This is a genomic window from Myxococcus sp. CA023 (assembly GCF_010998615.1).
In the GTDB taxonomy this organism is placed as follows: domain Bacteria; phylum Myxococcota; class Myxococcia; order Myxococcales; family Myxococcaceae; genus Myxococcus.
This window is the reverse complement of the sequence record NZ_JAAEAH010000005.1, coordinates 88810-100687: the sequence shown is the minus strand read 5'-3', so window position 1 is coordinate 100687 and position 11878 is coordinate 88810. Positions and strand designations below refer to the sequence as shown.

At 72.7% G+C, this 11878-nt stretch carries 6 protein-coding genes; 2 read left to right on the top strand and 4 right to left on the bottom strand.

The window, feature by feature from the left end; translation table 11 throughout:
- Position 1 precedes the first annotated feature (1 nt).
- On the bottom strand, positions 2 to 802 hold the full coding sequence (locus F8M74_RS03010) for a glutaminyl-peptide cyclotransferase (protein ID WP_141252833.1): 801 nt from the start codon (positions 800 to 802) through the stop codon (positions 2 to 4).
- 160 nt (positions 803 to 962) lie between these two features.
- Entirely contained in the window at positions 963 to 1433 is a 471-nt protein-coding gene (locus tag F8M74_RS03005; RefSeq protein ID WP_141252832.1) for a response regulator, read from the bottom strand.
- Positions 1434 to 2088: 655 nt separating this feature from the next.
- Here F8M74_RS03005 and F8M74_RS03000 point away from each other — a divergent pair.
- Positions 2089 to 3591: a Do family serine endopeptidase gene (locus F8M74_RS03000; RefSeq protein ID WP_141252831.1), complete on the top strand. Its 1503-nt coding sequence runs from the start codon at positions 2089 to 2091 to the stop codon at positions 3589 to 3591.
- A gap of 93 nt (positions 3592 to 3684) precedes the next feature.
- Positions 3685 to 7698, top strand: coding sequence for a serine/threonine-protein kinase PknK (locus tag F8M74_RS02995; protein WP_141252830.1), 4014 nt, complete (start codon positions 3685 to 3687; stop codon positions 7696 to 7698).
- Here F8M74_RS02995 and F8M74_RS02990 read toward each other — a convergent pair.
- Together F8M74_RS02990 and F8M74_RS02985 are read right to left on the bottom strand one after the other, a co-directional pair.
- Positions 7691 to 9469, bottom strand: coding sequence for an OPT family oligopeptide transporter (locus F8M74_RS02990; RefSeq protein ID WP_141252829.1), 1779 nt, complete (start codon positions 9467 to 9469; stop codon positions 7691 to 7693). The genes F8M74_RS02995 and F8M74_RS02990 overlap by 8 nt on opposite strands.
- Positions 9466 to 11727 (bottom strand): PAS domain S-box protein, encoded by a 2262-nt coding sequence (locus F8M74_RS02985; protein ID WP_228559176.1) that lies wholly within the window; start codon positions 11725 to 11727, stop codon positions 9466 to 9468. The genes F8M74_RS02990 and F8M74_RS02985 overlap by 4 nt, the downstream gene beginning before the upstream one ends.
- Between the last annotated feature and the right edge of the window lie 151 nt (positions 11728 to 11878).

The following is an 11878-nucleotide window of genomic DNA, read 5'->3' as shown; positions in this document are numbered from 1 at the left end:
GTCAGTCCACCACGTCCAGACGCACCTCGAAGATGCGGGGCCACAGCTTCCCCGTCATGAAGATGCGGCCCGAGCCCGGCTCCACGGCGATGCCGTTGAGCACGGCCTCGGGGTTGGTCACCTGCCCCGCCACCGCGCGCGTCAGCGCCGACGCGTCGATGACGCCCACCACCGTGCCCGTGGCGGGGTCGATTTCCAGCACGTCCGAGCTGTGCCAGATGTTGGCGTAGATGACGCCGTTGGCGCACTCCAGCTCGTTGATGAGCTCCACGGGCTGGCCGCGCAGCTTCACCTGCACCGCGCCCACCAGGGCGAAGCCGTCGGGCTCATGGAAGGTGAGCATGGTGCCGCCATCGCTGCGCACCAGCTTCCCGTTCCAATAGCAGAGGCCCCAGCCCTCCCCCGAGTAGCGCGTGGTCCGCTCGCGCCGCGGCGGCATGCCGCTCCAGGTGAAGAGCAGTCCTTCGGTCCAGGTGAGCTGGTACAGGCGCTCGCCGTCGCTGGCCAGGCCCTCCGCGAAGATGTTCCCCAGGCGCTCCATCCACACCGGCTGCGCGCTCTCCAGCGACAGCTGCCGCAGCGTCCCCTGGTGCCCGGTGCTCTCGAAGAGGTGCCCCTGGTGGAACACCAGTCCCTGGGTGAAGGCATTCGTCGCGTGGGGATACTCACGGATGATGTGCGCCACGCGCCGCACGGGTTCCTGCACGCCGCCTCCCGCATCCGGCACCGGCCGGTTCGTGGGGCTGCAATGGCACGCCGCGCCCAGCGCGAGCAAGGACAGCAGCGAGGATGGAATCCGCATGAGACGCCTCGAGTGAAGCGGTTCGTGCGACGCCCACCGCCCCGCGCGAGCCTGGACCCAGGCCCGTCAGGGTGCAAGCACCCGCCCCACCGCGTCCATCGGATTTCTCGCCGGGCCCACGACACTGGGCGAACAGTCGGGGCACGCGCGCCGTGAAGGCTCAGCGCGGCGGCGGTACCAGCGTCTCCACCGCCTCGCACAAATCCTCCATGGCGAAGGGCTTGTTGAGCACACGCGCCGCGCCGAGCAGCTCCGCTTCCTGGTGGAGCTGCGCATCGCCGAAGGCGGTGATGAGGATGACGGGCGTCGTCCAGCCCTCGCGGCGCAGGCGGGCCAGCACCTCGATGCCCGAGAAGCCGGGCATGCGCACGTCGGTGACGATGAGGTCGGGGACCTGCGTCTGCTCCGCGAGCAGTCCGTCCACCAGCGCCTTGACCAGTCCCGGGCCGTCCGGGGCCTCCACGACGTCATACCCGCGCCGGGACAGCGCCCGCCGCAGCAGGCTGCGCATCTCGGGTTGGTCCTCCCCCAGGAGGATGCGCGGAGCGCTGCGGCGCGACACCCACTCACGCGTCGACAGCGGCCACTCCCGCGCCTCGTCGCTGACCGCCGTGAATTCGTCTGGCCCCATCAATGGCTGCTCCTTGTGGTGTGGTGGGCACGCCCGGCACCTGGGCCCCTTCCTCGCTTCGGGACGGGGCGGCGCCGGGCGCCCAATCCATGAGCATCCGCCGTGCCACGCCGTGGCCCCTGGAGCGTTGGCCCCTGCCCGCCCGCCAGCCGGCCCGCGGGGGCTCGCTCGCCTCCCATGACTGAGCAGCCAGGAGCCCCAATCCCTGTCGCTCATATAAGGAGGCGCTCCGCTTCTGGGACAGGCGCGGCACACCCGGACAGCGCGCCGGCCCAGGTGCGGGACGCTCCTGACAGGTTCCACACCCGCTGTATGGCCCGCTGGCGCCCCAGAACATGGGGCGGGGCACGTTGCCTCGGGGAGAAATGCCCCAAGCCGGGGCAGTTTGCCCCGGGATGATGGGGCACCTGGGGCACGCACGGACTGTGGCCCCGAGGCATCCCGAGGGCGAGGAGCGTTGGCCCGCCAACTGCAATGCCTCCCAGCATCGGTTCGGGCGCGGGGCTCACGCAAGAAACCCCATGGCGATGACCGCTGCTGACGTCGGGGGACAGTCGGCCGCAGGGCATCACCTTCCACCCCTCCAAGGTGGGACCTTTCTCGCGCAGGCCCCTCGCCTGAACCGGCATTTTCCCTCTCGATTGGAGAACGAACGATGGCCTGCTCGCTCCCCTCCCGCCGCTTCCTCAGTGCTCTGGTCCTTCTTCCCGCCGCCACGCTTGGCGCCTGTGGCCAAGCCATTGGCTCCGCGTCCGCGGCGACGCCCGCTCCCACCGCCCAGGTCGCCGCCGCTGTTCCGGCGCAGGCGGCGCCGCCCATCCAGAAGGCGCTCTTCAATCCGGCCGTGGCCGGAAGCCAGGGCGGCATCACCTCGCTGGCGCCGCTGGTGGACGCGGTGAAGGGCGCGGTCGTCAACGTGGAGGTGCGCGCGCGGCCCCGCAGGTCAGCCGCCATGCAGCGCCTGCCACCCGGCATGGCGGAGCGCTTCGGCCTGCCGCCCGGGTTCGGCGGCGAAGGCAACGGCCCGGCGCGACAGGGCGCGGGCTCCGGCTTCATCATCGACGCCTCGGGCATCGTCCTCACCAACAACCACGTGGTGGAGGACGCCGACCAGGTGCGCGTGAAGCTGGATGACGGACGTGCCTTCGACGCGGAGGTGATGGGCCGCGACCCGCTCACCGACGTGGCCCTGCTGAAGCTGAAGGGGGCGCCGGGCAACCTGCCGGCGGTGCCGCTGGGGGACTCGGACGCGCTGCGCGTGGGCGACGCCGTCATGGCCATTGGCAATCCCTTCGGCCTGGCGTCCAGCGTGAGCGCGGGCATCCTCTCCGCGCGGGCCCGCGACATCCAGGCGGGCCCCTATGACGAATTCCTCCAGACGGACGCCGCCATCAACCCCGGCAACTCCGGCGGGCCGCTCTTCAACATGCAGGGCGAGGTGGTGGGCATGAACACCGCCATCGTCGGCGGCGCCACGGGCATCGGCTTCGCGGTGCCCAGCAAGCTCATCCAGGCGCTGCTGCCGCAGCTCAAGGAGACGGGCGTGGTGCGTCGCGGCTGGCTGGGCCTGGCCGTGCAGGACCTCACGCCGGACCTGGCGCGGGCGCTGGGCCTGGAAGCGATGAAGGGCGCGGTGGTGGCGGGCGTCAACCGAGGCAGCCCGGGTGAGCGCGCCGGCCTGCGCGAGGAGGACGTCATCACCTCCGTCAACGGCAAGCCGGTGGAGTCCGCGGGCGGACTGACGCGCGCCGTGGCCCTGCTCCAGCCCGACAGCCGCGTGAAGGTGGACCTGCTGCGCGGTGGCAAGGCGCAGTCGATGGACGTCACCCTGGGCACGCGGCCCGCGCAGAATGGCGAGCAAGAGGTGCTTCCGCGCAACGCGTCCGCCTCCGCGCCGAGGCGGCTGGGCGTGCAGCTGTCGGACACGCGGGACGGCGGCGCGCAGGTGGTGGCCGTGGAGCCGGGCAGCCCCGCCGAGCGCGGAGGACTGGTGCCGGGCATGGTGCTGGTCCAGGTGGGCGACCAGAAAATCGCCAGCGTGTCGGACGCCGCCCAGGCACTGACGGCCGCGAAGCCCGGCGCCGCGCTGCTCCTGCGCGTGCGCATGCCGGGTTCGGAGTCCACGCTGCTGCGCGCGGTGGAAGTCCCGGAACGCTGAACGCGGTGGTGGGAAACTCTGGACCCCCGGGATGGTACGTAGACGACCCCGGGGGTTCTGAAACCGGAGGACACCTGACGTAGAGTCCCCTCCGTGCCGCGATGCCAGACATGCGGACGGCGCTGGGAAGGCTCTCATGCGCCGTGCCCGCCAGGACCGTCTCCTCAGGGAGACACGCCCTCGCCGTCCCCTGTGCCCGCTGTTCCGGGCTACCAGGTGGACGGCGTCTTCGCGCGAGGAGGCTTCGGCGTGCTGCTGGGCGCCCTGCGCGAAGCGGACGGCCTGCGCGTGGCCATCAAGGTGGCCCGCGGGAGCAACTGGTTGGGCCGCGCCCAGCTCGCCCGTGAGTCGGAGGCCCTGCGCGTGCTCGGGCCGCCCACGGTGCCCGCGCTCTACGAGGCGGGCGCCATGACGGGTGGCGCGCGCTTCCTGGCCATGGAGTACGTGCCGCTTCCCACCCTGGCGGACCGGCTGGCTCGCGCCGCGGGACCGCTGCCCCCCGAAGAGCTGGCGCCTCGCGCGCTGGCCGTGGTGGACACGGTGGCCCAGGTCCACGCACACGGGCTCGCCCACTGCGACCTCAAGCCGGAGCACCTCTTCGTCGACGAAGCAACGGGCCGCGTGCGCGTCTTCGACTTCGGCCTGGTGCGGGGCGCCACCACGGAGAGCGCCTCGCAGCCCAGCGATGCCTCCACGCCCAGTGACGCGTCTGGCTTCGCCGGCACCGCGGAGTACATGGCCCCCGAGCAATGTGCGGGCAATGCGGACATCTCCGCACGCACGGACGTGTACGCGCTGGGCGTCCTCCTCTACGAGATGCTCACCGGACGGCCGCCCTTCTTCGGCCCCACCCCGGACGTGCTCCAGGCCCACCTGTCGCTGCGCCCACCGCCCCCGTCCGACTTCGCGCCCGTGGCGCCCGCGGTGGAGGAGGTGGTGCTGCGCTGTCTGGCGAAGGAGCCCGCCCGCCGTCCGGAGAACGCCGCCGCGCTGGGCAGCGCGCTGCGCGAGGCCTTCGAGCACGCCCTCCGCGCCACCGAGCCCACGACGCCTCGGCCCGCGGCACCGGGCGAGCCGCGCCCCGCACAGGTGCGCCGCTCCGTCGCCATCCTGTTCCTCACCTCGCGCGCCAATCCCGTGTCGCTCCAGAAGGCCCTGGCCTCCTATGGCGGCCACCTGGCCTTCTCCGACGCCCAGCGCATCGCCGCCGTCTTCGACCCGGACGCGGGAGAGAACCCGGTGCGCCGCGCCATGCGCGCCGCGGAAGGGCTGGCGGAGCGGGGCCTGTCGCCCAACGGCCTCGTGGACGTGTCCGCTGTCACCGTGCAGCGCCGCCCCTCCGGCGCGCCGCGCTACCTGGGCGCCATCCTGTCCCGCGAGGACCGCTATCCCAGCGGGCCCGAGGCCCATGGCCTCTTGCTATCTCCCGCTGCCGCCGAGGCCGTGCCCGAAGTGCCCTGCATGGAGGTGCCGGAGCTGCGCGGCCTCCTGCGCCCCGCGCCGCCAGGCGCCGCGCCCCGTCCGGACATCACCGTCCTCCAGTTGGGCAGCGAGGTGCTGGTGGGCCGCGAGGCGGAGCTGGCCGAGCTGCTGGAGAGCGCACGCTCCGCGGTGGGCGGCGCCACGCCCACCATCGTCACCGTCTTGAGCGAGCGAGGCCTGGGCAAGAGCCACCTGGCCGCCACGCTCGCCCGCCGTCTGCAACTGCTGCTGCCCCACGCGCGGGTGTACAGCTCGCGCTCCCGGGAGCCGGTGCAAGGCGACCCCGACGGCACCCTGCGCACGCTGCTGCGGTGCGCCCTCAACGCCTTCGAGCGCGACGACACGGACACCGAGCAGCAGACACGCGCCGCCATCCTCCAGCGCCTGGGCCCCACGCTGGGCACCGAGCTGTGGCCTGGCGTGGCCGCCACGCTGGGTTGGTATACGCCCGGTGGTCCGGAGCTCCAGAGCTGGGCCGCCGCGCCCGGCGCGCTTCGCTCGCTGGCCATGCGCGCCGCGGGTGAGCTGCTGGCCGCCAATGCCCGCGAGCGTCCGCTGTGCCTCGTCCTGGACGACGCGCACTTCGCGGAGGAGACGGCGCTGGACGCGCTGGAGTACGCCTGCCTCGCCGAGGCCAGTGTCCCGCTGTGGGTGTGCGTGCTGGCGCGCCCGGGCTTCGAGAAGAGCCGTCCCACCTGGGGCACTCGCGCCGCGAAGCAGGCCACCTTGGCCCTGCCGGTGCTGGCGGCCGACCAGGCGCAGTCGCTGTGCCGCCTGCTGCTCAAGCCGGTGGAGAACGTGCCCGCGCAAGCGGTGGAGCGCATCGTCGAGCGCGCGCAATACGTCCCCCTTTACCTGGTGGAGCTGGTGCGCGGCCTCAAGCGCCAGGGCCTGGTGCGCCAGCGCGCGCCGGGCGGGAGCTGGTACCTGGTCACCGACGGGCTGGAGAAGGTGCCCGAGCTGCGGCTGGTGGAGTGGTTGGCGGACCGCGAGCTGGGCGCGCTGCCGCCATCGCTGGCCGCGCACGCGCGCCTGTGCGCGATGCTGGGCACCGACTTCACCGCGGCCACGGCCGAAGGTGTGGTGCGCGAGCTGGAGCGCGAAGGCGCCGCGGGCGGCTTCCCCCTGGACGCGGGCCACGCCACCAAGCGGCTCCTGGACTCCGGGCTGCTGGTGTCCCACCGCCACGAAGGGTTGAGCTTCCGCAACGAGTTGCTGCGCGAAGCGGTGGCCGCCACCCTGCCCGCCGCCGAGCGAGAGCACGTCCACCACGCCGCCTACCGCTACTTCCTCAGCGCGGCCGGCGCCGGTGAGCGCCAGCGCCTGCCTCGCCTGGCCCTGCACGCGGCCGCCGCCGGGCGCCGCGACGAGGCCGCCGCGCTCTCCATCGACCTGGCCGAGTCCGCCCGGGGCCGCCACGCGTTCCTCGACGCCGAGGCCATGTACACACGGGCGCTGGAGCTGCTGGAGCCCACCGACGAGCTGCGCTGCCTCACCGCGCTGCGCGGCCGGGGCCTGATGCGCATCCGCATTGGCCGGTATGACGACTCGCTGGCGGACTTCGCCGCGGCCCGCGAGCGCGCCCGCCGGCTGGGCCACACGCGCACGGAGGTGGAGCTACTGCTGGACGAGGCCATGGCGCTGGACTGGGTGAACGACTACACGCGCAGCGAGGCCCGCGCGCTGGAGGCCCAGCACCTGGCGGCCACCGTGGCCTCGCCCTACGTACAGGCGCGGCTGCTGCTGGCGCTGGGACGCGCCCAGTTCCGCAAGGGTGAGTGGCAGGAGGCGCGCATGCCCTTGGAGGCCGCCGCCGAGCGCGCGCGCCGCCTGGGCGACGCGGGCTATGAGACGCAGGTGGTGGCGCAGCTGCTGCTGGCCGTCATCCTTCCCAACCTGGGCGACATCGACGAGACGGAGCACGTGCTCACCGAGGTCATCACCGCCTGCACCGAGCGCGGTGACCACTTCCACCTGGGCAGCGCCATCAACAACCGGCGCAACTTGTGGGTGGCGCGCAAGGAGCTGACGCGGGCGCTGAAGGACCAGGAGCGCTTCATGCACCTGGGCCGCGAGCTGGGCATGGTGGGCTGGGAGTACTTCGCCGAGCACAACCTCGGTGAGCTGCACTACCAGGCCGGCGACGCCGACGCCGCGGCGCCCCACATCGCTCGCGCCATTGCGTTGGAGCGACGGCACCCGGAGGTGGCCTCGCGCCCGTGGGCCCTGCTGCTCCAAGCGCGGGCCCTGGCCTGGATGGGCCGGCACACCCGTGCCCGCGAGGTGCTGACCCAGGTGCGGCACGTGATGGCGGAAGGCCCGCCGGGCGTGGAGCTGAGCCCGTCGGAGGAGGTCCTCTTCTCCATGGTGGAGCTGGCCACCCGCGACGCCGCCCCCGAGGCGTGGTGGTCCCTGCGCGAGCGCTCCGCGCAGGTGTCCGTGGAGCAGGAGCCGCTGGAGGTCCTGGAGATGATGGGGCTGGCGGCGCTGCGCCGGGGCGACCGGGAAGAGGCCGCGCGCGTGCTGCGCGAGGCCCTGGAGCGCGCGCGGCACGTGCCCAACCTCATGGAGGGCCGCATCCGCCGCTCCCTGGAGAAGGTGCACGCGTCTTCGTCAGCTACGTGAGGCCGAAGGCCATCAGCGCGGCGATGAGCACGCCTGCCAGCGACTCGCCCGCGATGGCGCCCGCCGCCAGCGTGGACGTGTCCCGGTCGGCCGCCTGAGGCCAGCGCCAACGCGCTGCCGCCAGTCCCAGCGCCCCCAGGCACAGCGTCACCGCGTAGTAGGCCGGCAGGATGAAGCCGATGCCCAGCGCCACCGGCAGCGGCAGCCACCGCGCCGCCCGGCCACGGGACACAAAGGTGAGCAGCGCGCCCACGCCCACGGCCACGCAGGCCGCCAGCGCCGCGTGAGGCGGCAGCCCGTCCAACCCTCGCACCGCCACCTCCGCCACCGCGCGGAACTGGTGGGCGAAGGGCGCGGGCAGCGCCTCCGAGCCCAGGCCATGCGCCCTGGACAGCAGCAGGTACACAGGCACGCCCACCACCGAGCCCGCCAGCACGCCCACGAGCTGCGCGGCGAGCTGGTGGCGCGCGGAGGCCCCCAGCAGGTGCCCCGCCTTGAGCGACCACATGCTGACGCCCGTCTGCGCGGCCGCGCCTGACACCACGGCGCCCGCGGCGACGTTGGGCGCCATGGCCCCCGGCAGCAGCGCGCCGAAGATGACCTGCGTCACCTGCCCCATCTGCGTCACTGGGGACACGTCCACCTGTCCGGCGCCGCGCGCGCACACCGCGCACAGGGGCAGCACCAGCACCAGCGCCAGCAGCATGTACGGCACGCTGAGGCCGAACAGCGCCGAGCCCACCACCACCGCCAGCACGCACGCCGCCAGGCCCGCGCCCAGCGCCCAGGACGGCACCGCCGCGCCCCGCCCCAGGCTGCTCACGTCACGCGCCGCACTCAGGAAGTCGCGCGCCTGCGCAAGCAGTGCCGCCAGGGCCGAGCCCACCATCAGCCCCACGCCCGGCCACGTGAGCCAGGCGGAGAGCGTCTCGTAGCGCGTGTCCGCCAACACACCCGCGCCCGCGAGCCCCGGCGCCAGCACGCCCCACGCCACCACCGCGCCCGCCAGCATGCTCAGGCCCAGGCGCGGCCCCGTCATCATTCCAATGGCCAGCAGCATGGGGCTCCACCCCACGCCCCACGTCAGCGACGCGGCGGGGAGGCCCGCGAACGTGCCGGGCAGCGCCGTCATCCCAGGCAGCCATTTGAACGCATCCCGCGCGGCGGTAACCGCCACCGCCACCGCGCCCGCGCCCGCCAGCAGCCGTCCACGGCCCGCGCGGACCGTGTCGCCCGTGGACGCGTGCATCGCGGTAATCAGCTCCGCGGTGGCGATGCCGGTAGGAAACGGCAGGGCCTCCTGCGCCACCAGCCGACGCCGCAACAGGTGCGCGGCGAGCACGCCCAACACCCCCAGCGCCACGCTCCACACCGCCACACCCCAGCCCGGGACGGAGGTGCCCAGCAGCGTCAGCGCTGGCAACGCGCCCAAGAGGCCCGCCGCCGCCGGCATGGCACCCACGGCCGCCGCCGCCGTCTGCGTGAGGTTGTTCTCCAACGGCGTATAGGGCACGCCGCGCCTGCGGGACACCGAGGCCAGGGCGCTGAAGCCCAGCACCGCGGCGGTGACGGAGCCGCTCTCCCACCAGCCCGTCTTCAACCCCATGTACACATTGGTGATGGCCAGCAGCCCACCAATGAGCAGGCCCATGCCCAGCGCGCGCGTCGTCAACTCCAGCGGCGCGGGGCGCTCCGTCACCAGGGACAGGGAGGGCGCGGGCGCGACCTCCGAAGGGTCCTTTCCAGAGAGGCCACTCACCGGATGGCTCATCGCCCCGCCTCGGCGGAGCGGCCCACGAGTTCGCGCAACTGCATCAGGTCCAGCGGCTTGGCAATCTTGGCGTTGGGCACGTCACGCAGGAACGACACCGTGCGCGGCGTGAAGGCGCCGCCCGTCATGAACACCATGCGTCCAGCTTGCTCCGGGGCGCAGCGGCCCAGCTCGTGGTACAGGTCCATGCCCGTCATCCCGGGCATCATCACGTCACAGAGGATGAGGTCGAAACGGCCGCCATCGTTCACCAGCCGCAGCGCGGCCTGGGCGCTGTTCGCGGTGGCCACCTCGTGGTCCGCGGCTAGCGAGCGCTGGAGCGCCAACGTCACGTTGGGCTCGTCATCCACCACCAGGATGCGCGCGCGCGCGTTGGCCTGCATGGCGGCGGACAGGCGCGGCAACACCTCCAGCTCGCGCGTGGCGGCGCACAGCACCACGCGGAAGGTGCTGCCCCGGCCCGGCTCGCTCTCCGCCTGGATGGAGCCGCCCATGGATTCGATGATGCCGTGGCAGATGGACAGCCCCAGCCCCGTGCCCACGCCCACCGGCTTGGTGGTGAAGAACGGGTCGAAGATGCGGCCCAGCACCTCCTGGCCCATGCCCATGCCCGTGTCGCGGACCTCCACCACCACCCGGTCCCTCTCTCCGGCGCGGATGACCACGCGAATCTCGTGCTCCACGCCCGGCGTGCCCTCCTCCGGAATCGCCTGCGCCGCGTTGAGCAGCAGGTTGAGGAACACCTGGCACAGCCGCGACTCGCTGGCCTCCACCGGCGCCACCGGCTCGAACTCCGTCACCAGCCGCGCCCGGTGGCGGATGACGTTGTCCGCCATCTTGCACGCCAGCTCCACCGCCCGGCGCACGTCCACCGGCATCAGCCGCGCCTCCTGCTCACCGCGCGCGAAGACCTTCAGGTCTCGAACGATGGTGGCGATGCGCTCCGCGCCTTCCGCTGTCTCACGCACCAGCTGCTGCAACGACGCCACGGGCGCCGCGGGCGCCTGGCTCTCCAGCCGCTCCAGCCCTTCGCGGATGAGGTGCAGGTTGACGAGCATGTAGGCCAACGGGTTGTTGATTTCGTGCGCCACGCCCGCGCCCAACGTGCCCACCGACGCCAGCCGGTCCGCCACCACCAGGTGCGCCTGGAGTTGCTTCCGCTCCGTCGTGTCGCGGTGGACCATGATGTTGGCGATGGCGCGCCCCTCGCTGTCGCGCAGCGGCACGACGACGGACTCGCACCAGCAGGTGGTGCCGTCGCGGCGCTTGAACTCCAGTTCTCCGGACCAGCGCCCCTGCTTGTCCAGCGCGGTGAGAATCAGGCCGGTGAGCCGGTCGGGCTCATCCGGGTGCAGCACGCTGAAGAGCGTCTGGCCCAGCGCTTCCGACTTCTGCCGCCCGAACATGCGCTCGGCGCTGGAGTTCCAGTCGATGATGCCGCCGCCCAGGTCGGTAATCACCACGCCGTCGTAGATGCTCTCGAAGATGAGCGATTGGCGGTGCAACTCCTGTTCGGCCAGCTTGCGCGCGGTGATGTCCATCACCGTGCCCGTCACCCGCGCCGGCGCGCCCGAGGCGTCACACAGCACGTCACCCTTGCAGGAAATCCACCGCCAGCCGCTCCCCTGCGGCTCGATGCGGTACTCCACGTCCACCTGCGTCTTCTTCTCCAGCGCGGCGCCCAGCACCTCGCCCACGCGCGGCAGGTCCGCTGGGTGCACCACCTCCGACAGCTCCATGGCGCGGCCGGACAGCTTCCCCACGGGAAGCCCCAGCAGCCGGTCCACCTGCTCGCTCCACGTCACCCGGCCGCTCTGCGCGTTCCAATCCCAGATGCCCACGCGCGCGGCGGTCAGCGCCTGGCGAAGCTGCTCCTCCCGCTGCTCCAGGACTTCGCGCTTGGAGAAGCGGAACACGGTGACGGTGCCGATCTGCAGCCGGTCCCCTTCCATCAACTCGGCGGTGCTGACGGGCACGCCGTTGAGCAGCGTGCCGTTGGTGGAGTCCAGGTCGGTGACGTGGCAGGCACCGTCGCCCGCACGAACGACGCGCGCGTGCTTGCGCGACACCCCGTGGTCGTCGATGCGCACGGTGACGTCGGAACCGCGGCCGATGATGTGCTCGCCCTGGTCCAGGCGGTAGGCCTTGCCGATGGCTGCCGGCGTGGTGGTGCTGATGAGGATGAGACAGGCTCCCGTGGAGGACGGTGGCGCCAAGGCAAGGCCCGCGCACGTCGTGAGTTCATCCAACGTCGTCATGTAGCAGCCCCCCGACGCTCGCCCGAAGCCCCACTCTTCCTCCATCCCCGCTCTAAGCGTCACGCCCCCTGAATCCCATCAGTGCCAGGGCCCCTCCGTCCAATCCCCCCCGACTCCAGGGCAGCAGACCTTCCGCCAGCGAACACCCCGC

Excerpts from the sequence above, each read along its gene's own strand:
- F8M74_RS03005 (WP_141252832.1), bottom strand. The coding sequence starts at position 1,433 with ATGGGGCCAGACGAATTCACGGCGGTCAGCGACGAGGCGCGGGAGTGG.
- F8M74_RS03000 (WP_141252831.1), top strand. The coding sequence starts at position 2,089 with ATGGCCTGCTCGCTCCCCTCCCGCCGCTTCCTCAGTGCTCTGGTCCTT.
- F8M74_RS02990 (WP_141252829.1), bottom strand. The coding sequence starts at position 9,469 with ATGAGCCATCCGGTGAGTGGCCTCTCTGGAAAGGACCCTTCGGAGGTC.
- F8M74_RS03010 (WP_141252833.1), bottom strand. The coding sequence starts at position 802 with ATGCGGATTCCATCCTCGCTGCTGTCCTTGCTCGCGCTGGGCGCGGCG.
- F8M74_RS02985 (WP_228559176.1), bottom strand. The coding sequence starts at position 11,727 with ATGACGACGTTGGATGAACTCACGACGTGCGCGGGCCTTGCCTTGGCG.